The 19,313-nt window shown below is 69.8% G+C and carries 19 protein-coding genes; 11 read left to right on the plus strand and 8 right to left on the minus strand.

What is annotated here, in order from left to right; all coding sequences use genetic code 11:
• Window positions 1-79: 79 nt before the first annotated feature.
• Entirely contained in the window at window positions 80-934 is an 855-nt protein-coding gene (gene proC / locus E6C64_RS10820) for a pyrroline-5-carboxylate reductase (protein WP_136427490.1), read from the minus strand.
• A gap of 72 nt (window positions 935-1,006) precedes the next feature.
• Between proC and E6C64_RS19100 the strand changes: the two genes are divergently transcribed.
• Complete coding sequence (locus E6C64_RS19100; RefSeq protein WP_158437834.1) at window positions 1,007-1,303, plus strand: hypothetical protein; 297 nt, start codon at window positions 1,007-1,009, stop codon at window positions 1,301-1,303.
• Between the two features lie 83 nt (window positions 1,304-1,386).
• Complete coding sequence (locus E6C64_RS19105; RefSeq protein WP_158437835.1) at window positions 1,387-2,016, plus strand: glutamine amidotransferase-related protein; 630 nt, start codon at window positions 1,387-1,389, stop codon at window positions 2,014-2,016.
• A gap of 42 nt (window positions 2,017-2,058) precedes the next feature.
• Here the strand turns inward: E6C64_RS19105 and tadA are convergent, their stop codons facing one another.
• Window positions 2,059-2,535 (minus strand): tRNA adenosine(34) deaminase TadA, encoded by a 477-nt coding sequence (gene tadA / locus E6C64_RS10830; RefSeq protein ID WP_233255569.1) that lies wholly within the window; start codon window positions 2,533-2,535, stop codon window positions 2,059-2,061.
• 31 nt (window positions 2,536-2,566) lie between these two features.
• Here tadA and upp point away from each other — a divergent pair, with 31 nt between their 5' ends.
• The 4 genes from upp (at window position 2,567) to E6C64_RS10850 (ending at window position 7,501) form a co-directional block, all read left to right on the plus strand.
• Window positions 2,567-3,202, plus strand: a complete 636-nt coding sequence (upp, locus tag E6C64_RS10835) for a uracil phosphoribosyltransferase (protein WP_136427492.1) — start codon at window positions 2,567-2,569, stop codon at window positions 3,200-3,202.
• A 426-nt stretch (window positions 3,203-3,628) separates the two neighbouring features.
• Window positions 3,629-4,375: a winged helix-turn-helix domain-containing protein gene (locus E6C64_RS10840; protein WP_136427493.1), complete on the plus strand. Its 747-nt coding sequence runs from the start codon at window positions 3,629-3,631 to the stop codon at window positions 4,373-4,375.
• Between the two features lie 429 nt (window positions 4,376-4,804).
• Window positions 4,805-5,239 carry a MarR family winged helix-turn-helix transcriptional regulator gene (locus E6C64_RS10845; protein ID WP_136427494.1) on the plus strand — a complete coding sequence of 145 codons (435 nt, stop codon included), beginning with the start codon at window positions 4,805-4,807 and terminating at the stop codon, window positions 5,237-5,239.
• A gap of 741 nt (window positions 5,240-5,980) precedes the next feature.
• Entirely contained in the window at window positions 5,981-7,501 is a 1,521-nt protein-coding gene (locus E6C64_RS10850) for a cryptochrome/photolyase family protein (RefSeq protein WP_136427495.1), read from the plus strand.
• A gap of 108 nt (window positions 7,502-7,609) precedes the next feature.
• Here E6C64_RS10850 and E6C64_RS10855 read toward each other — a convergent pair whose 3' ends face one another.
• The gene (locus E6C64_RS10855) at window positions 7,610-8,797 is read right to left on the minus strand and encodes an alcohol dehydrogenase catalytic domain-containing protein (RefSeq protein WP_136427496.1); all 1,188 of its coding nucleotides are present in this window, start codon (window positions 8,795-8,797) and stop codon (window positions 7,610-7,612) included.
• A gap of 136 nt (window positions 8,798-8,933) precedes the next feature.
• Here E6C64_RS10855 and E6C64_RS10860 point away from each other — a divergent pair, with 136 nt between their 5' ends.
• Window positions 8,934-9,596 carry a hypothetical protein gene (locus E6C64_RS10860; protein WP_136427497.1) on the plus strand — a complete coding sequence of 221 codons (663 nt, stop codon included), beginning with the start codon at window positions 8,934-8,936 and terminating at the stop codon, window positions 9,594-9,596.
• A gap of 4 nt (window positions 9,597-9,600) precedes the next feature.
• On the opposite strand, the gene E6C64_RS10865 is transcribed toward E6C64_RS10860, so the two are convergent.
• A complete protein-coding gene (locus E6C64_RS10865) occupies window positions 9,601-10,920 on the minus strand; it encodes a glycosyltransferase (RefSeq protein ID WP_233255570.1) in 1,320 nt (439 codons plus the stop codon).
• A gap of 74 nt (window positions 10,921-10,994) precedes the next feature.
• Window positions 10,995-13,187 carry a glycosyltransferase gene (locus E6C64_RS10870; RefSeq protein ID WP_136427499.1) on the minus strand — a complete coding sequence of 731 codons (2,193 nt, stop codon included), beginning with the start codon at window positions 13,185-13,187 and terminating at the stop codon, window positions 10,995-10,997.
• A gap of 244 nt (window positions 13,188-13,431) precedes the next feature.
• Between E6C64_RS10870 and E6C64_RS10875 the strand changes: the two genes are divergently transcribed.
• Window positions 13,432-14,712 (plus strand): polysaccharide pyruvyl transferase family protein, encoded by a 1,281-nt coding sequence (locus E6C64_RS10875; RefSeq protein ID WP_136427500.1) that lies wholly within the window; start codon window positions 13,432-13,434, stop codon window positions 14,710-14,712.
• Here the strand turns inward: E6C64_RS10875 and E6C64_RS10880 are convergent, their stop codons facing one another.
• Window positions 14,713-15,204: a beta-class carbonic anhydrase gene (locus tag E6C64_RS10880; RefSeq protein ID WP_136427501.1), complete on the minus strand. Its 492-nt coding sequence runs from the start codon at window positions 15,202-15,204 to the stop codon at window positions 14,713-14,715. It abuts the gene before it with no gap.
• A 206-nt stretch (window positions 15,205-15,410) separates the two neighbouring features.
• The gene (locus E6C64_RS10885; protein WP_136427502.1) at window positions 15,411-16,643 is read right to left on the minus strand and encodes an MFS transporter; all 1,233 of its coding nucleotides are present in this window, start codon (window positions 16,641-16,643) and stop codon (window positions 15,411-15,413) included.
• 302 nt (window positions 16,644-16,945) lie between these two features.
• Between E6C64_RS10885 and E6C64_RS10890 the strand changes: the two genes are divergently transcribed.
• The 3 genes from E6C64_RS10890 to E6C64_RS10900 all read left to right on the plus strand — a co-directional run bounded on the left by E6C64_RS10890 (window position 16,946) and on the right by E6C64_RS10900 (window position 18,992).
• Complete coding sequence (locus E6C64_RS10890) at window positions 16,946-17,221, plus strand: hypothetical protein (protein ID WP_233255571.1); 276 nt, start codon at window positions 16,946-16,948, stop codon at window positions 17,219-17,221.
• 124 nt (window positions 17,222-17,345) lie between these two features.
• Window positions 17,346-17,957: a cysteine hydrolase family protein gene (locus E6C64_RS10895; RefSeq protein ID WP_136427503.1), complete on the plus strand. Its 612-nt coding sequence runs from the start codon at window positions 17,346-17,348 to the stop codon at window positions 17,955-17,957.
• Window positions 17,958-18,059: 102 nt separating this feature from the next.
• On the plus strand, window positions 18,060-18,992 hold the full coding sequence (locus tag E6C64_RS10900; RefSeq protein ID WP_233255572.1) for a metal ABC transporter solute-binding protein, Zn/Mn family: 933 nt from the start codon (window positions 18,060-18,062) through the stop codon (window positions 18,990-18,992).
• Window positions 18,993-19,030: 38 nt separating this feature from the next.
• Here E6C64_RS10900 and E6C64_RS10905 read toward each other — a convergent pair whose 3' ends face one another.
• The gene (locus E6C64_RS10905) at window positions 19,031-19,303 is read right to left on the minus strand and encodes a DUF2277 domain-containing protein (RefSeq protein ID WP_136427504.1); all 273 of its coding nucleotides are present in this window, start codon (window positions 19,301-19,303) and stop codon (window positions 19,031-19,033) included.
• Window positions 19,304-19,313: the final 10 nt, after the last annotated feature.

Raw genomic sequence — 19,313 nt, forward strand, 5'->3', positions numbered from 1 at the left:
GCGGTTCAGGTGAAAATCGCCTGAACGACGTGCGAAACAGCAGAATCACCTGAACGGTGAAGACGGCGGGTGCTGAGGCTCAGGAGAGCTGGGCGCCGAGCTCCTGGGCGCGGGCGAGAGCCGCCGCGGTCGCCGCGTCGAACGCATCCGGCAGTCCGCGCTCGTCGAAGACGGCGATGGCGCGCTCGGTCGTGCCGTTCGGGCTGGTCACCCGGCGCCGCAGCTCGGACGGCGGCACATCCGACTGCGCGAGGAGCGCCATCGCCCCGGCGAAGGTGCCGCGGGTGAGGGCCGCCGCATCGGCGGGATCGAGACCGCGAGCCACGGCAGCCGCTTCGAGCTGCTCGACCAGATAGAAGACGTAGGCAGGTCCCGAGCCCGAGATGGTTGAGAGGGCGTCGATCTGCGATTCCGGAACCACCACCACGGTCCCGACCTGCTCGAAGAGGTGTCGGACGAGGTCCAGCTGCTCATCCGAGACCGACGAGCCGGCGCTGAGTCCCGTGACACCGAGGCCGATCGCGGCGGGCGTGTTGGGCATGGCCCGCACGACGGCCGTGCCCGCCGGCAGTCGGCGCTCGATGGCGGCGGTCGAGACGCCCGCCGCCACGCTGACCACGATCGCGCCGGGCGCGAGCGAGCCGGCGATCTCCTCGGCGAGCTCGCCGATGCCCACGGGCTTCACTCCGAGCAGGACGATGCCGGCACCCACGGCGGCGGTCCGATTGGCGTCCGGGTCATCCGTCAGGGCGAGAGCGGTGACCCCCACGATGCCGTGCCATTCGGCCGAACGCGCGGAGCTGCGCGTGGTCAAGCGCAGCTCGCCGCCGCCCGCGCTCACACCACGGGCGATCGCACCGCCCATCGATCCAGCGCCGAGGATCGCGATGACGGGAAGGTCGACCGGTCGGCCGTCTGTCGGGCTCGCACTCATCCGCCCATCCTAGGATTGACGCCGAATCGAGCCCGTTCGCGGGCACGCAGCTCAACGGGATGGAGGTGGCGCATGTCAGGTCATTCGCCGAATCTGCACGTCATCGAGGCGGCCATCAAGCAGTCCGAGCAGGTCAGGAGCGTCTCCGCGCTGATCGCCTTCGGTCGGTCCGACGGCGGAGTGTCGATCGTCACCCGGGTCGGGCTCTCGCCCCGACTCCGGCTGCCCGAGATCGTGGTGCTGATCGGCGAGATCGAGGCGCTCGTCGTCGCGGCCGATCCCGAGATCCGCAGCGTCTACGTCGAGCCGGACATCGCCGCCGATGCCGCCACCCCGACCGAGAACATCGTCATCCGGGCCCTCGATTGAACGGGAGTGCCGCCGGATCGAAGACGGCGGTCGTCTTCCGGCACTCCCCCTCTGTGCACCTGGGCTCTCTGGAGGCTCCGCTGGTGGAGCGGGGCTACGGCATCCGGCATGTCGAGGTCGCGACAGAGGTCATCGATCCCCGGCTGGTCGCCGACGCCGATGTGCTGATCGTGCTCGGCGGCTCCATCGGCGCGTACCAGCAGGAGCTCTTCCCGTTCATCGGCACCGAGCTCACCGCGATCCGCGCCCGGCTGGACGCGGGCACGCCCGTGCTCGGGGTGTGCCTCGGCGCCCAGCTGATGGCCGCCTCGCTGGGAGCGAAGGTGTATCCCGGACCGGTCCTGGAGATCGGCTTCGTCGACATCGACGCGGGAGACGACCCCGTGCTCGCGGTGTTCGACAAGCCCGTGCTGCAGTGGCACGGCGACACCTTCGATCTGCCGGACGGAGCGGTCCCGGTCGCGACCGGCCGAACCTACGCCAATCAGGCATTCCGCTACGGCGAGCACGGCCTGGCGGTCCAGTTCCATCCCGAGGTGGACGGCGGGATGCTCCGCCAGTGGATCGTCGACGGGGTCGGCGAGCTGGCCGCGCAGGGCATCGACCCGCGGGTCTTCCGGGCCGACGGCGCTCGCCATGCCGACTCGCAGGCGGCCCGCGGCGCGCGGATGATGGAACGCTGGCTCGAATCCGTCGAGGCGCTCCCCCGCTGATCCACAGAGCCGATTGCACGGACCCGCGCAGGCGACTGAGGGTCAGCGCCGGCGTCGGAAGAAGTCCTCCAAGAGGGCGGCGCTCTCGTCCGCCAGGACGCCGGTGGCGACCTCGACGCGGTGCGGCAGGCGGCGATCGCGGACCACGTCGTAGACGGAGCCGACCGCCCCGGCCTTGTCGTCCCATGCGCCGTAGACCAGCTGCGAGATCCGCGCCTGCAGCAGCGCTCCCGCGCACATCACACACGGCTCGAGGGTGACGACGAGCGTGCAGCCTTCGAGATTCCACGACCCGCGCGCCGCAGCCGCGCGCCGGATGGCGACGATCTCGGCATGCCCCGTCGGATCGGACTCCGCCTCCCGAGTGTTCAGTCCCTCGGAAAGCACCGCACCCGACTCGTCGAGCACGAGCGCGCCGACCGGGACGTCGTCGCGGTCGCGGGCGAGGACCGCCAGCTCGAGGGCGCGCCGCATCGCATCTCGCCATGCCGCAGGGGTGCCCCCGATCGCCTCGCCCATCTCACCCTTCCGGACCCTCTAGCCTGAGCCTATGCGCGTGCACGTAGCCGACCACCCGCTCATCACCCACAAGCTCACGGTCCTCCGCGACCGCTCGACGCCGTCGCCGACGTTCCGCGCGCTGGCCGAAGAGCTCGTGACGCTGCTCGCCTATGAGGCGACTCGGGGCGTGCGCGTCGAGGAGGTGACGGTCGAGACTCCGGTGGCAACGGCCCGCGGCCTCGCGATCGCTAACCCGAAGCCGCTCATCGTGCCCATCCTGCGCGCCGGGCTCGGAATGCTCGAAGGCATGACCAAGCTCATCCCGTCGGCGGAGGTCGGATTCCTCGGCATGGTCCGCGACGAGAAGACGCTCGAGCCGACCACCTACGCCGAGCGGCTGCCGGACGATCTGTCGAACCGCCAGTGCTTCGTGCTCGATCCGATGCTGGCGACCGGCGGATCCCTGCTCGCCGCTATCGAGTTCCTGTTCGCCCGGGGCGCTCAGGACGTCACCGCCGTCTGCCTGCTGGCCGCCCCCGAGGGTCTGGCATTCATCGAGGAGGCGACGGCCGGCCGAGAGGTGACCATCGTGCTGGGCGCGCTCGACGAGAAGCTCAACGAGCTCGGCTACATCGTGCCGGGCCTGGGCGACGCGGGCGACCGCCTCTACGGCGTCGTCGACTGAGCCGACGTCCCCAGCATCCGTGATGCGGGGGACTTGACACCGCTCCCGTCGTCGAGGACCATTGCCTGCATGTCTGACTATTCGCGCACCCTGACCTCCCTCGAGGCCCTGGGATCTGCCGGCATGATGGCTGCCGGCCGCGCGATGTCGTGTCGAATGTGCCGCTGACGCTGGCTTCTCCCGCCCGTCACGGAGCAATCCGCCTCTGATCTCCCGGTCCACAGGGCCTGAGATCGCCGATCCGCACCGAATCGTTGTCCTGCTTGCGCAGGCGCCGGTCCATCAGGAAGAGGCCGCTCCCGTCCGCCGCTCGCTCTGAGCCGGCAGGCACCGCCGAAGGCTGCGCAGCAGCTCCGGCCACTCGCACGACCCCAGCACTGCCGACCGCCATCGACGATGGCCCGGCCGCATCGAAAGCCATCACCGATGTCCATCGCACCGCTCGACCGCCCCCGCACCTTCCGCCCCACCGCTGTCCCGCCCGTTTCCGCGGTCTCCACTCCGGAAGCCGACCAGGCACCCGCACCGCGGCTTCGCGTCGTCGCCGACGGCGTCGAAGCACGCGGATTCGTGCTCTACGTCGGCGTCGACGAGGCCAAGGCCCTCGCGGCCGGCACGAGTCTCGGCAGCCTCGTCGAGGCACTGAAGCGGGTCACCGCGGAGCATGTCGCCGCGGCCGAGACCTATGCGGCCGTGGCCCTGGCCCCGAAGGGCGCCGGTGGCCGCGACGTCGATGTCGTCCGGCTCGCGCTGCAGGATCCCGCGGCGCTCGCCAAGCACCGCGTCGAGGCGGAGGAGCCGGAGGGCGTCGCCGCCCGTGGCATCGTCATCGACATCTCTCGCAAGCGGGTCGTGCTCGACGACGAGGTCGTCCCTCTCACCTACAAGGAGTTCGAGCTCCTGCAGTACCTCGTGCTGCGCGAGGGCCGCACCATCGAGCGCGCGCAGATCATCGAGTCGCTCTGGCAGGCGAGCGAGGCCGCCGACGGGCAGGCCGGCATCGAGATCCCGAACGAGCGCACCATCGACGTGCACGTGCGCCGCCTGCGCGCCAAGCTCGGCACCTACGAGAACATCGTGCGCACGGTGCGCGGAGTCGGCTATCGATTCGACCGCCACGCCGACGTGGTCATCAAGCACCCGCAGGGCGGACCGAGCCCCGACCGCTTCTGAGTCGAGGACGGGCCGACGACGGGCCGACGGCTGACAGAGGCCGAGCCGCGCGGACTGCGAGGTGGCTGAGGGTCAACTCCCAGGAAGAAAATCCCCGGAGGACTGGCGCTCCGTTACCAAACCGTTATATCTTCTAGATGCGTTAGTTGTTTGCTGTGGCAGCTACCGCGGAATGTGATTGCAGGACACTCTTGGTGCAAGGGAGAGGGTCGGTCGCTAGCCTCTGCGACCGGCCCTCAATCACGTTAAGCCCTCCCAGAGTACGGCGCCGATGCCGATCGCACCAGCATTCCTCACCTCAAGCGCCTGCCGCTGACTCTCGGTGATCTGCACACAGATCCGAAAGCGCCGCCACCCCCGATCGCGGAATTCCTCCGATGTTGCGTATTCCCTAAACTGGGAGTCCGATCGGCGCCGAAGGAGGCACGCATGGCTCAGTCCCCTGCCGTCGACGCATGGGAGTCACTGTTCCGCGCTCAGGTGAGCATGGCGCGGTACCTGAACGGGACGTTCCCGAAAGAGGTCTCGTTCAACGAGTACGACGTCCTGTTCAACCTGTCCCGGCAGCCCGACCGCGCCTGCCGGCTGCGTGAGCTGACCGACCGCGTGCTCCTCACCCAGCCGAGCATCAGCCGCCTGGTGGATCGACTCGTCGGACGCGGCTGGCTCGCCAAGCATCCCGACGAGCTCGACGGCCGAGGCACCATCGTGCAGATGACCGACGCGGGCCTCGCGGTCTACCGCGACATCGCCCGCGTGCACGCCCGCGCGATCGAGTCGCGGATCGGCGGCGCGCTCGACACGGACGAGCTCGATGAGCTGCGCGCTCTCTGCGAGCGGGTCCGGCTGTCCGCCGACACCTGAGACCTGCGTCTCACGCACCTGCCCGACGACGCGGCTGCGTGGCCTGGACTGACGAACACGACTGACTCTGCCGGTGGCGGAGCGCTCCGCCACCGGCATCAGTCAACGGGCAACATCCGGGTTCTCGCCTCGGATCTCGTCGGTGTGGGTGGGACCGACCGCCTCATTGCCACGAGGTCGTCCGACTGCCTGCCGTGCGGGGGACACGACATCGGGTAGCTTTCGAATCGACATTTCGCGAGGCCATCACTAGCGCTCCAACCTCGTTTTCGAGGCTATCGCGGGGGCCCGGGGGCGAAACGAGAATGTCCCCCGGATGATCGCGACCCCGATGGAATTGTCCCCCGATGGCTATGCGTGGCATCCCGCCGACGAGGCGACAGGGCAGAAGAATAAAGGCGGGACAGGAGCCCTACCTCCCGTCCCGCCGTCGACCTGTCCCCCATACGAGGGGCATATCGACCCTCCCCTCCGATCCGAACCTCGGAGAGGGAAGCTGAACCTGGCCGCCTCGTCCTGGGGGAAAGACGAGGCGGCCAGCACTGCCTCCCGAGGGGCGCGTAGGGCTTGGGGGAAACCGGACGCAGCACCGCTCGGGTACGCGAGGACTCCAGCTCATCTCGGGGTGGAGACGACTGGGTTCAGGCCTCGGGTAAGGCGTTACTCACGCTACGGGGTCCCCCTAAATGCGGACAGAACCAAATCAGGGGGCACTCGAACGGGGGCATCTACGCTGATGCCATGGCAGCATCCGCCGCACCCGATCCGCAGGCTCACGTCCCGTCGGCAACCGAGAAGCACGCACCCGATCAGACGGCGCGGAGCCGTCCGACCGATACCCACGGCCGGCCGTCGATCGTCTGGCTGCGCGACGATCTGCGCCTCGCCGACAATCCGGCGCTCCGAGCGGCCGTCGACGAGGGCAATCCGATCGTCGTGCTGTTCGTGCTCGACGACTCTCCCCTGGTCGCCCGTCCGCGCGGTGGCGCCAGCCGCTGGTGGCTGCATCACAGTCTCACCGCCCTTGCGGAGCGGATCGAGGAGCGCGGCGCGCGGCTGATCCTCCGTCGGGGCGACGCTGCCGAAGAGGTGCAGCGGCTCGCCGATGAGGTCGATGCGGGCGGGGTGTTCTGGAATCGGCGGTACGCCGAGGGCGAGCGCAGCCAGGACGGCGCCGTCAAGAAGGCCCTCCGAGCGGCAGGCCGGGTGGCCGAGAGCTTCCAGGGCACGCTCATGTACGAGCCATGGACGATCGCGCGCGACGACGGCCAGCCGTACGGGGTCTATTCGGCCTTCTGGCGCGCCTGCGCGAAGGCCGGCACTCCGCGCGAGCCGGTCGCGGAGCCGCAGTCCCTCGACGGACTGGAGAAGCGCCTGCACTCCGACGAGCTCGCTTCGTGGGAGCTGCTTCCTACGAAGCCGGATTGGGCGACCGGCCTGGCAGAGGAGTGGACGCCCGGGGAGCGGGGCGCCCATGAGCGACTCCGCGACTTCGTGGGAGATCGCATCAGCCGCTATTCGGGCCAGCGTGACCGGCCCGGCGCCGAGGCGTCATCCCGTCTCTCACCGCACCTGCGGTTCGGCGAGCTCAGTCCGTTCCAAGTGCGCACGGCGGTGCTCGACTCCCGCGAAGGAGCCGCAGAGAACCGGAGCAAGTTCCAGGCCGAGCTCGGCTGGCGCGAGTTCAACTACAGCCTGCTGTTCCACAACCCGAACCTCGACTCCCAGAACATGCGTCGCAACTTCGACGGCTTCCCGTGGCACCCGGCCAGCTCGGAGGTGCTCGAGCGCTGGCAGCAGGGCCGCACCGGCATCCCGCTCGTCGATGCAGGCATGCGTCAGCTCTGGACGAGCGGCTGGATGCATAACCGCGTGCGGATGGTGGTCGCTTCGTTCCTGATCAAGAACCTGCTCATCGACTGGCGCGAGGGCGAGCAGTGGTTCTGGGACACCCTGGTCGACGCCGACCCCGCCAACAACGCCGCCAACTGGCAGTGGGTCGCCGGATCGGGAGTGGATTCCGCTCCCTTCTTCCGCGTCTTCAACCCGGTGCTGCAGAGCCAGAAGTTCGATCCGCAGGGCGACTACATCCGCGCCTGGGTTCCCGAGCTGGCCGACGTGCCCGCCAAGGAGATCCACGAGCCCCGAGCGTCCGGCGGCCTCGACCTGTCCGAGGTCGGCGACTACCCGGAGCCGATGGTCGACCTCAAGGCCACGCGGGCCGAAGCCCTGGACGCCTTCGCCGAGATCAAGAGCCACTGACGCTAGACGCACTGACGCTAGAGGCACTAACGCGAACTGCCCAGTTCTGCCGCCCGGAACGCATTCCAGGCGGCAGAACTGGGCAACTCACCGAATTCGTCCCCTGGGTCAGCGGTGCTGGCCGGGCTTCAGGACGACCTTGATGCAGCCGTCCTCCTTCTTCTGGAAGATCTCGTACATGTCAGGCGCCTCCTCGAGGGGCACAGTGTGGGTGACGAGGTCCTCGGTGCCCAGCGGGTCGAACGGATCTTCCACGAGCGGGAGGATGTCGTCGATCCAGCGCTTGACGTTGCACTGTCCGGTGCGGATCGAGATCTGCTTGTCGAAGATCGTCTTCAGCGGCATGATGTCCGCCTCGCCCGCGTAGACCCCGCTCAGCGAGACGTAGCCGCCGCGACGCACCAGATCGATCGAGTTGTAGAGCGCAGCGGTGCGGTCGAGGCCGACCTTCTCCATCGCCTTCTGCGCGATCGCGTCGGGCAGCAGCCCCACCGCCGCCTGCGCGAGTCCGATCCCCGAGTTGCCGTGCGCCTCCATGCCCACGGCATCGACCACGGAATCGGGACCACGGCCGTCGGTGAGGTCGCGCAGGTCGGCGACGACCGAATCGGTGAGGTCGAACGCCTCGATGCCGTGCCGCTCGGCGAGAGCGCGACGCTCGGCCACGGGATCGACCGCGAGCACGCGGTAGCCGAAGTGCTTGCCGACTCGGGCGACGAACTGGCCGACGGGACCTAGGCCCATCACGGCGAGCGTTCCGCCCTCTGGCACATGCGCGTACTGCACACCCTGCCAGGCGGTCGGCAGGATGTCGCTCAGGAAGAGATAGCGCTCCTCCGAGAGCTCGGTGCCCACCTTGATCGTGTTGTAGTCGGCGAGCGGAACGCGCAGCCGCTCCGCCTGGCCGCCCGGCACCTGGCCGTAGAGCTTCGTGTAGCCGAACAGGCTGGCACCGCTGCCGTACTCCGTCACCTGGGTCGTCTCGCACTGCGACTGCAGCCCGTGCGTGCACATGAAGCAGTGGCCGCAGGAGATGTTGAACGGGATGACCACGCGATCGCCGACCGCCAGGTTCTCGATCGCCGATCCGACCTCCTCGACGATGCCCATGGTCTCGTGGCCGAGGACGTCTCCTGGATCGATGAACGGGCCGAAGAGCTCGTAGAGATGCAGATCCGAGCCGCAGATGGCCGCGGACGTCACGCGGATGACGGCGTCGGTCGGTTCCTGGATCACCGGATCGGCGACCTCGTTCACGCTCACCTTGCGCTTGCCCTGCCAGGTCAGTGCCTTCATCGTCGGCTTCCTCCTCGTAGCTACGTTCGCGCCGGTGCATCGGCGCTTCCTGAGCAGGCTCTCAGCGCAATCTGCGCGAGAGATGCTCAGCTCAGCGCGTACCGGACCCGATCCGTCCGCGCTCTAGGCTCGACGGGTGCTCACCGTCGTGATCCCCTGGCGACCCGCGCCGACGCGCATGGCCGCGTTCGACGAGGTGACGAGCTGGTATCGCGAGCACCTGCCCGAGGCGCGGATCCGGCCGATCGACTCCGACGATCCGATCTTCAACCTCGCCCGATGCCGCAACCTGGGGGTGCGCGAAGCGGAGACCGGATCGCCCGACGACGTCGTGATCCTCGCCGATGCGGACACCCTTCCCGAAGCTGCGCCGCTGCGCGCGGCCATCGCGGCCGCGATGATCTCGGGTCGGGTGGAGCTGCCGTACACCGAGTACCGCTGGCTCGGTGCGGCGGGCACGGCGCAGTTCTGTGCGGGCACGCCCCTGGTCGATTGCACGTTCGAGCTGGTCCGAGGCGCATGCTCGGGCGTCTACGTCACCACCCCGGCGACCTGGTGGAGCTCAGGCGGACAGGATGAGCGGTTCCGCGGCTGGGGCTACGAGGACGCAGCGTGGTACCTGGCGCACGAGACCGTCCTGGGCGAACCGCCCCGCCGGTCGGAGGGGCGCGTCTACGCCCTGCACCATCAGGCGGAGGTGCGCGCGGGTGTGCAGTACGACGCCAACGCCGCGCTGATGGACGCCTACCGGGCCGCCGCGGTCGATGCCGCCAGCATGCGGAGCTTCCTCGGCCTCTGACCCCTCACGGGCGTGCTGAGAGTCGGGCGAGGGCGGCGTACGCGCGATCCCGACCCGGTACGTCGCGGAGCGAGGCGGACAGGCCGTCGAGTCGGGCTCGCGCCTCACCGGGGAGGTCGATGATGCGCCCGATGGCAGCGGCGAGCTCGTCGACCGAGGCCGCATTGGGGGCGAGCGCCTGGCCGAAGCCGACCCGCTCGAGGGCCTCGGCGGCCGCGAACTGGTCCGTCGAGAACGGCAGCACGAGCAGCGGGACCCCGTAGGTCATGGCCTCGGTGACGCTGTTGTTGCCCCCGTGCGTGATGGCGAGCGAGGCGCGCGCCAGCAGGGTCACCTGCGGCAGGTACTCGCGAGCGAGCCAGCCGTCGGGGATCTCTCCGAGCTCGGCGCGGTCCGCCGATCCGAGTGCAATCGCGGCGCGCAGCCCGAGCGACTCGAGCGCGGCGATGACACGCGCGAGCACATCGGCGCGCACCGACAGGAAGCTGCCGAAGCTGACGTAGACGAACGGGCCGGCCTCGGCGAGCCAGGCAGCGACCTCGAGGTCCTCCGGCTCCTCGCGCACCGCGGAGCCCAGGAACTCGTGCGGGGGAAGGATCGCTGTCCGCTCCGGATCGGACAGCTCACCCGGGTAGTTGAGCAGCAGCAGGTCGCCATGCTCGGCGAACGCGTCGACCACCGGCGGCAGATCTGGGTTCACCTCGGCCAGCGCGCCGTTCCACTCCGCGGTGAAGTGCGCACTCACCTCCAGGCAGAGGTCCCGCAGCTCGGCGAGCTCGCTGTCATCGGGTGCGAATTCCCGCGGCCAGACGGGCGGGTAGCCGTAGATCTCCGATCCGACGGGCAGGGCGGTCGGATGTCCGAGCACCACGTCGGCGTACGGGGCGCCCATGGCGACGAGGGCGAGCCGTGCGCTGAAGGCGAGGTGATCGACGATGATCGCGTCGGGATGCAGATCCTCCACGATCGCCTGCACCTCACGGGCGATCCTCGCCGGCTCCCACATCAGGTCGCTCAGCCGGGCCCGGGCCTGGAAGGCGAGCGTGTCGATCATGCCCTGCCTCGTCGCGGCGAAGAAGCCGCGCAGGGCCTCATCCTCGCCGCGCTGCTGCTCTTCGGCGCGGATCACGCCCGGATTCGACCCCTTGCCCAGCTGCAGCTGGCGACGCTCGAAGCCGAACCCTTCGACGATCGAGGCGGTGGAGGCGCCCGTAGCGACGACGACCCGATCCCCCGCGTCGCGCCAGGCGGTGCCGAGGGATGCCAGCGGCAGCAGGTGCGAGGCGTAGTCGGGGCTGATGATCAGCAGCGTCCGTCGGGCCACGGCATCCGCGGAGGCCGGAGCCGGGGACGCAGCCGTCGATGAAAGGGCCGACGGCGACGCAGGTGACGCGTCCGTCATCGGATGGGCACGGACAGGTCCTGCTGCCTGCGCTCCTCCTCGCCGACCGCGAGGTAGACGGTCGACAGCGCTGCGGCCATCGCGCCGATGGTGAACTTGTCGGCGACCACCCGCCGCGATTCCGCGGCCCGATCCTCGGTGCGCTCGTCCGCGGTGAGATCGAGCGCCGCCGCCATGCTGACGCGCAGCTGCTCGAGATCCCACGTGGTGGTCAGGATCCCGGTCACGCCCTGCTCGACATAGGTGGCGGGACCTCCGCCGGCGGGTGCGACGACGAACAGGCCCGACGCCATCGCCTCGAGCAGGGCGATCCCGAACTCCTCCTTGAGGCTTCCGCAGACGTAGACGCCGTTCGGGGCGACCAGCCCCGGCACACCGAAGCGCGCGGCGGCGACCCAGCGGGCGACCGTGTCGTTCGGGCGGTGACCGGGCAGCAGCAGTCCTGCGGCCGCACGTGAGCCCTGCGGCACGATTGCATTCATCCGCTCGAGCTGCTCGCGCTCGTCGAGGCTGGGATGGGCCAGGTCCCCTCCGATCAGGAGCAGGTTGGCCCGGTCTCGCAGCCTCGTGCCGGGCTCGCCCGCCGCCCATGCCTCGACGATGCTCGCCATTCCCTTGACCCGGTGGAACCGTCCGACGCTGACCAGCAGCGGCAGGTCGCGACGGTCGGAGGGCAGCTCCTCCAAGAGTGCGCGCAGCTCTCCCAGCGCATGGGACTCCGCTCCGCCCCCCGCCGCGGCGGATGCCTCGGCGACGGCGCGGTCGACCACGCCGAGATCGATGCCCTCGGGGACGATGGAGTGCCGTTCGGGGTGCGCGGCGATGTCGATGCCGACGAGCTCCTTCATGTCGCGCGCCAGCTCGGGGCGCGGGAACAGCACGGTGTGCGCGGCATTGCCGGCGAGCTGCTGCACCAGGCGGGCGCGGAACCAGAAGTGCTCGACGATGTCGACGTCGCCGAAGTCGGCGTGGCCCAGCGATCCCGACTGGTCGAGCGAGTGGATGACCGCGTGAGGGTCCGGCGCCACGGTGAAGATCACCGGGATGTCCAGCTCGCGCGCGACGTCTGCCGCAGCGAGGCTGCCGACGTCGGCCATGCGCAGGTGCAGGGCGTCGACACCGCCCGCCGCGCGCAGGATGCGGCGGATGCCTCGACGGGCGGCCACTCGGAGCGGCCATGCCGCAGCCGACGCGACCGGATCGGTGAGCAGGGGGACGCGGCCGTAGTCGTGTCCGGTCTGGGCCCCGCTGATCTCCACCACGCTGGCCAGCGCGCTCGCGACGGATCCACGGGACAGGGTGAGGACGCGCTCGACGATCGGCGGCTCGGATCCGGCGGGCGCGGTCAGCGCGTCGCCGAGGCGGACGAGCAGCGTGGCGATGCCGCCGTTGTCGCCGCTGCCGGCATGGGTGAGCCCAGCGTCGATGTCCGCGTGCAGGAAGAGCTGGGCGATCGTGAGGGGTCCGCCGGCGCTGACCCGCACCTGGGTCGACGCGGAGAGGTCGACGAGCGCGAGGCGGGCGACGTCGGCGAGCAGGTCGGAGCCCGGCTGCGAGCCGAGGTCGGCCAGCTCGGTGAGGAGCTCGACGACGGCACGGTCGCCGCCGCGCTGTCCGAGGGCCGAGATGGCGGCCACCCTGACCGCCTCCGCCTCGGAGGCGTTCCCGGCGAGGGCGAGCAGCGGACGGGTGGCGATCCGGTTGCGGACCAGGCCGAGGGTCTCGACGAGTCGGACCCGCGCGTCGACGGGGTGGCCGCCGAGCAGCGTGCCTTCCAGCGCGACGCCGATGTGGTCGGGGATCGCGGCCGCCCACTGCTCGAGCGCGCGCTGGGCGAGCATCCCGGTGAAGCCGCCGGCGACCACCATGCCGATCAGGCGGCCGATCGCATCGAAGCGGGGCAGGCGGGAGCCGAGGACCCATGCAGCGTGCTCGCGGATGAACGGGCGGGCGTCGGAGAGGAGTCGCGAGATGGCGAGATCCGCCTGCTGGTCGAAGACCTGACCGAGCGCGTGGGTGGCGGCGATGGCGACCACCTGGTCGCGATCCGCAGTGGCCGCGGTGAGCAGTCGGATGGTGCGCACGCCGCCGTCGCGGCTCGCCTCGAAGGCGAGATCGTCGGCGAGGCGCATGGAATCGATGAGACGGTCCGCATCGCGGATCGCGTCGAGGGAGGTCTGGATGCCCACGGGTCACATCCCTTTCACTGTGCTATCGGGCGCGCGCAACCACACGCCCCGGTCCTGATGCTATTCGGCGCCGACCGTGTGGATGACGGGAACTCACATTTGATGAGTCGCCTGATCAGCCACACGTTCGTCAATTCATCCGGAATTCGCCGAACGGGGGTGCGCCCCTCTAATCTGATGCGGCTCGGCGGGACGCCGGCGCACAGTCGAGGAGCCCGCAGATCGGGCAGCGAGAGGGGCCGCCATGCGCGTCGTCGTCATCGGAGACGTCGGCGTGCTCGACGGCATGGTCCACATCGGCGACGAGGCGATGTTCGAGGAGCTCGTGACGCAGCTGCGCGCTCGTGGGGCGTCCGTCGTCGGCATCTCGTCCGCGCCGAGCGAGACCGCCGAGCGCTACGGGATAGACGCCATCCCCAGGATCGGCTGGCCGGCACCGCACGACCGCGTCGCCAGCGACGACCGGCGTGCCCGCGTGCTGCGTGCCGCGCACGGGGACCCGAGCGGGCTCGCCGCGGACGATCCTGCGCTCGCCGTGATCGCGGCGGTGCGCGAGGCCGACGGCGTGGCGATCGCCGGCGGCGGCAACATCGCCTCGACCTGGCCCGTGCACATCCACGAGCGCACGACGCTCGGCGCGATCGCTGCTGCCCTCGGGGTGCCCCTGGTCGTGTCGGGACAGACCATCGGCCCCGCGCTCGTCGCATCCGACGCCGAGCGGGTTCGCGAGCTCCTCGGCTCGGCTCGACGGGTGGGTCTGCGCGAGGCGGCGTCCTTCGCGCTCTGCGCGCGGCTCGGGGTGCCGGCCGAACTGCTGCACCAGACGACCGACGACGCGAGCTTCCTCGGGATCGACGACCCCCGGCTCGCCGCGGACGATCCGACCGCCCCCGGCTGCCTGGTGTCGCTCTCCGGCTACCTGGGCGACGCCCCCGAGGAGGCGGCCCTGTCCGCGATCGCCGCGCTGCTCGACGCGGTGCACCTCGCCACCGGACTGGAGATCACCTTCCTGCCGCATTTCGGCCCCCTGGGGAGAAGTCTCGGCGGACATCTCGACGGCGACGTCGAAGGGGGGCAGCCGCTGCGCGGCGACGATCGGATCCATTCGGCGGTCCGCGCCCGGATGACGACGGGCCAGGGGCGAGCCATCCCGGCCACCGACTCGCGCACCGCCGCCGCGCTGGCGAGGAGCGCGCAGCTCGTGGTGACAAGCCGCTACCACCCCGCGGTGTTCGCCGCCGCGGCGGCCACACCCATCCTCGGCATCCCCGTCGACGACTACACCCGGGTGAAGCTGACCGGAGCGCTTGGCAATCTCGGCCAGGCCTGCGTCGTCCCGCTCGCCGAGCTGCTTGCGGCGCGGAGCGAGGGCAGGATGGACGAGGTCGTCGATCGGGTCTGGCGGACCAGGCTCGAGCTGGCCGAGCGCACTGCCCCCGCGATCGACGCCGCCCGCCAGGCGTCGACCGCGTGGTGGGACGCGATTGCCGCCGACTTCGCGCGTCGCGATGTCGGGAACGGCTGACTAGGCGCTGACCTCGTCGAGCCTGCCCGTCGCCACATCGAAGACGAAGCCGCGCACCGAGTCCTTCTTCGGGATGAACGGGCTCGCCTGGATCCGGTGGATCGACTGCACGACATCGGCGGCCGCATCGGGGAAGGACTCAGCCGACCAGGTCGGCCGGATCCCTGTCTCGTCGAGGATGCTCTGCTTGAAGGCGTCGTCGGTGAAGGTCACCATGCCGCAGTCGGTGTGGTGGATGAGGATGATCTCCTCGGTGCCGAGCAGGCGCTGACTGATCGCCAGCGAGCGGATCTCGTCCTCCGTGATCACCCCGCCTGCGTTGCGGATGACGTGGGCCTCGCCGTCGCCCAGCCCGAGGATGCCGTAGACGTTGAGCCGCGCGTCCATGCAGGCGACGACGGCGACATGCTTCGACGGCGGCAGCGGGAGCGGGCCCGAGAACGTTGCCGCGTAGGTCTCGTTGTTGCTGAGGAGTTCGTCGGTGACGGTCATCTGTTGCTCGTTTCTGTTCGCGCGCCGGGCGTCGTGCTCGGTCGGTGGGTACTTCCGACGCTATGCACGCGCATGGGCTTTGGACTCTCCGTGTCGATATGTGTCGATGCGATCCCTGACAGTTCGATCCGTGCCGATCCGATCCGTGCCGATCCGATCCGTCGACGCCATGAGGGATCCGCCGACGTCAGGCCGAGTCCTTCGGGTCAGGTGGTGAGCGCCCGCCGACGGCCGAGGTTCGCCAGCACCAAGGCGAGGACCCCGATGACGAGGATGACCGGAGAGCCGATCTCGAGGGCGGTCAGCAGTCCCGCCGAGGTGGCGAGGGCCCCGAGGGCGAGCGCCCCTGCGGCCTGGGCGAAGTAGCCGATGACGTAGGCCGCCGACAGCACGGCGCCGCGATGCTCGGCGGGCGCGCTCCGCGAGACGAGGCCGAGACCGCCGGAGAACAGCAGGCTGTACCCGGTGCCCGCGACGACGGATGAGGCGATGAAGAGCGGCAGCGAGTGCGCGGCGCCCGCGGCGATGAGCAGGCCGAGGCCGACCGTGGCGGCGATCGGGCCGATGGTGATCGTGAGCACCGGAGAGAGGGATCGCGCCAGCACAGCGACCACGCCGATCATCACGGCCGAGATCGCGATGATGGCCCCGTCGGCGAATGCGTTGTCCGAGCGCACCAGCTCGCGGGCGATCTGAGCACCGAGGGCCAGGAAGATCGCGCCCATCGTGTAGGCGGCCGAGATGCCGAGCGCTCCGGCCGCGAACATGCCCCGCGCGGCGGGGATGAGCATCCGCCGCGGCCGCCAGCGCTCCGCAGCCTGCTCCGCCGTGCGCCCGGGCAGGAAGAGGGCCACACCGAAGGTGGCGACGGCCGCCGCGAACAGCACCCAGAAGCTCAGGTGCATCGGCGCGGGGGCGTACTGGACGAGCGCGCCGCCCACCAGGGTGGCGAGGGCGAGCCCCGTCGCAGTCGCCGCGGTGGTGGTCGAGCTCGCGCGGTGCGCCCGGCTCGGGCCGCCGAAGTCGATCATCGCGGCTGTCGCGGGACTGAGCGACAGCCCGACGCCCGCTCCCATCAGTGCACGTCCGGCCAGCACCCAGCCGAGATCGGGGGCGACCGCGAAGGCGAGGCAGCCCGCAGCGAGGATGCCGAGGCCGGTGAGGATGGTCGCCCGCCGTCCGATGACGTCGGAGAGTCCGCCGAAGACGAGCAGGACGGGGATCAGCACGATCGGGTAGATCGCGAAGATCGCGGTGGTGACCGTGGGGGTCAGATCCCATCGGGCCGCATACAGCGGATAGACGACGGTCGGTGCTGCGCTCGCCCACAGTGCGAGGCCCGCCACCACCGCCGCGGTCCAGAAGCTGGCGCCGGGGCCCAGTCGACGAGACGTCAGCGAAGGTCGGTGCGAGGCGGTGCGCGGGACGGGAGAGGACATGACAGGCCTTTCGAGGGTCCGCGCGGAGATCGCGGAGGAGGGATGCGGACTCCATCGACCGGCGGTTCACGCTACCACCCTGGATTCGGATTTCCAACCCAGTTCAATGACGGGACGAGCGGGAACCTTGGCATATCGGGTGAAACGACCGCGCCAGGCCTCCGCGGAAATAGCGTGGCGAGAGGGGCGCGCCCTCCTCCGTTCCCGATCGGACCGGCTCGCCTATTGGATCCCAGAGCCACCGGATCCCAGACTCGCTGGATCCCGGACTCGCTTCACTCCTACGGAAGAGAACACCACCCATGTCAACACTGAGCAAGCAGGCCAAGAAGCGCGCGAAGGCCGCACAGGACGCCGGGCCCCTCAATCCCGTCAAGGCACTGAGCGACGCGGGCTTCAAGAGCGAATGGGCCTTCACGGGCGGCTTCCTCTCGATCGTGCTGAGCTTCGCCGCCTGGCTCATCTCGCGCGGCAAGAAGGACAGCCGCGCGCAGGCGGACCGCTGGGGCATCTTCGTGGGCCACTGGGCGCCCACCTTCTTCGCCCTCGGCCTCGCTCTGAAGTCCGAAGAGAAGTAGCCCGACCGCACGCGCTCCGGGGCGGTCCTCGCACCGCACCCGGAGCGCTGCCGTCGAACTCGGCGGAACCTCGCTCTCGCATCCCCGACAGCCGGCGGGCGTCGGCGGCAGTCATGATGGGTCCATGAAGCGTGCGCTCGTCGTCATCGACGCCCAGAACGAATACGTCTCCGGACGGCTGCCGATCGGCTATCCCGAGGTCGGATCGTCGATCGCCCGAATCGGCGAGGCAATGGATGCCGCCCAGCAGCGCGGCATCCCGGTCGTCGTCGTCCAGCACGCCGAACCTGAGGACTCCCCCGTCTTCGCACGCGGAAGCGACGGATTCGAGCTCGTGCCCGCAATCGCCGGACGCCCCCTCGACCTGCGGATCGAGAAGACGTTTCCGTCGAGCTTCACGGGCACCTCCCTCGAAGAGTTCCTGCACGCTCAGGGCGTCGACACCCTCGTGATCACCGGATACATGACCCAGCACTGCTGCGATTCGACGGCGCGCGACGCCGTGCATCGCGGATTCGGCGTCGAGTTCCTCTCGGACGCCACCGGCACCCTTGCGCTGTCGAACGAGCTCGGCTCGCTCACGGCCGAACAGCTGCACACGGCGGTTCTCGTCGTCATGCAGTCCGATTTCGCCGCCGTCATGCCGACGGCGAGCTGGATCGCCTCGCTGGAGACCGGCACGCCCGTCGCAGGATCGGATCTGCTCTCGAGCACGGCCGATGCGGTCCAGGCGTGATTCCGTCGGCCGACAAGCGCGGTCGTGTTTTGACAATGATTCTCAGTAGCAAATAGGGTGGTCGAGCCGTGCAGTCGAGCGGCCGCTACCCGATTGGCTCCCGTGCACGTATCTCCTCGCATCCCCCGCCGCCGCCCGCTGCTGCTCACCGCCGCTCTGCTCGGCATCAGCGGGCTCGCCCTCGCCGGCTGCAGCACGACAGGCTCTGACCCCGCGGATGGCCGGATCTCCGTGGTCGCATCGACCGACGTCTACGCGGACATCGCGAGCGCCATCGGCGGCGACCTCGTCGAGGTCACCGCCATCATCGACAGCGAGAACCAGGATCCGCACGAGTACGAGGCGACCGCGCGCACTCAGCTGGCGCTCTCACGGGCCGATGTCGTCCTCGAGAACGGCGGCGGCTATGACGACTTCGTCAGCACCCTGCTCTCCGCCGCCGGCAATGACGACGCGACGGTCCTCGATGTCGCAGACATCTCCGGGTACGACCAGGCGCCCGCGGACGGGGAGTTCAACGAGCACCTCTGGTACGACTTCCCGACCATGCAGAAGCTCGCCGATCAGCTCGTGGGGACGCTGTCGGCCCTCGATCCCAGCGGTGAGGCGGCCTTCACGGCCAACGCCGCCGTATTCGCCGCTTCCCTCGACGATCTCGAAGCGCGAGAGGCGGAGCTCGCGATGAGCTATTCCGGCGAAGGGGCGGCGATCACCGAGCCCGTGCCGCTGTACCTGCTGGATGCGATCGGCCTTGAGAATCGCACCCCGAGCGAGTTCAGCGAGGCCGTCGAGGAGGACACCGATGTGCCGGTGAGCGTCCTCGACGAGACGCTGGCCCTGTTCGCCGACGGCGCCGTTCGGGTGCTCGTCTACAACGAGCAGACCACGACCAGTGCGACCGAGCAGATCCTCGCCGCCGCCGACGACGCCGGCGTCCCCGCGGTCGCGGTGCGCGAGACCCGGCCGACGGGCAGCGGTTATCTCGACTGGATGAACGCCGACCTCGACGCCCTCGAGGCCGCCCTCTCCGCCTGAGCGCCCGTCCGCCGTTCGGCATACCGGATCAGATCGCGTCAAGCGGTCGCGAAGCGCTTCGCCGAGCGCTCCTTGGCCTTCTCCGCTTCGATCTCGCGGTTCTTCGGCGCAGCATTGATCACCAGATCGTCGAGCAGATGCTGCGAGATGTGGGCGATCTCGTGGACCGCACGATCGAAGGCCTCCTGATTGGCCTTGGAGGGCTTGGTCGATCCGCTGATCTTTCGGACGAACTGCAGCGCGGCAGCGTGGACCTCATCGTCGGAGGCGGCGGGCTCGAAGTTGGCGAGCTGATGGATGTTCCGGCACATGCCATCACGC

The organism is Naasia lichenicola (assembly GCF_004801885.1).
In the GTDB taxonomy this organism is placed as follows: domain Bacteria; phylum Actinomycetota; class Actinomycetes; order Actinomycetales; family Microbacteriaceae; genus Naasia; species Naasia lichenicola.

Excerpts from the sequence above, each read along its gene's own strand:
- E6C64_RS19100 (WP_158437834.1), top strand. The coding sequence starts at position 1,007 with ATGTCAGGTCATTCGCCGAATCTGCACGTCATCGAGGCGGCCATCAAG.
- E6C64_RS10885 (WP_136427502.1), bottom strand. The coding sequence starts at position 16,643 with ATGTCCTCTCCCGTCCCGCGCACCGCCTCGCACCGACCTTCGCTGACG.
- E6C64_RS10895 (WP_136427503.1), top strand. The coding sequence starts at position 17,346 with ATGAAGCGTGCGCTCGTCGTCATCGACGCCCAGAACGAATACGTCTCC.
- E6C64_RS10845 (WP_136427494.1), top strand. The coding sequence starts at position 4,805 with ATGGCTCAGTCCCCTGCCGTCGACGCATGGGAGTCACTGTTCCGCGCT.
- proC (WP_136427490.1), bottom strand. The coding sequence starts at position 934 with ATGAGTGCGAGCCCGACAGACGGCCGACCGGTCGACCTTCCCGTCATC.
- upp (WP_136427492.1), top strand. The coding sequence starts at position 2,567 with ATGCGCGTGCACGTAGCCGACCACCCGCTCATCACCCACAAGCTCACG.
- E6C64_RS10875 (WP_136427500.1), top strand. The coding sequence starts at position 13,432 with ATGCGCGTCGTCGTCATCGGAGACGTCGGCGTGCTCGACGGCATGGTC.
- E6C64_RS10905 (WP_136427504.1), bottom strand. The coding sequence starts at position 19,303 with ATGTGCCGGAACATCCATCAGCTCGCCAACTTCGAGCCCGCCGCCTCC.
- E6C64_RS10880 (WP_136427501.1), bottom strand. The coding sequence starts at position 15,204 with ATGACCGTCACCGACGAACTCCTCAGCAACAACGAGACCTACGCGGCA.
- E6C64_RS10850 (WP_136427495.1), top strand. The coding sequence starts at position 5,981 with ATGGCAGCATCCGCCGCACCCGATCCGCAGGCTCACGTCCCGTCGGCA.
- tadA (WP_233255569.1), bottom strand. The coding sequence starts at position 2,535 with ATGGGCGAGGCGATCGGGGGCACCCCTGCGGCATGGCGAGATGCGATG.
- E6C64_RS10855 (WP_136427496.1), bottom strand. The coding sequence starts at position 8,797 with ATGAAGGCACTGACCTGGCAGGGCAAGCGCAAGGTGAGCGTGAACGAG.
- E6C64_RS10840 (WP_136427493.1), top strand. The coding sequence starts at position 3,629 with ATGTCCATCGCACCGCTCGACCGCCCCCGCACCTTCCGCCCCACCGCT.
- E6C64_RS10890 (WP_233255571.1), top strand. The coding sequence starts at position 16,946 with ATGTCAACACTGAGCAAGCAGGCCAAGAAGCGCGCGAAGGCCGCACAG.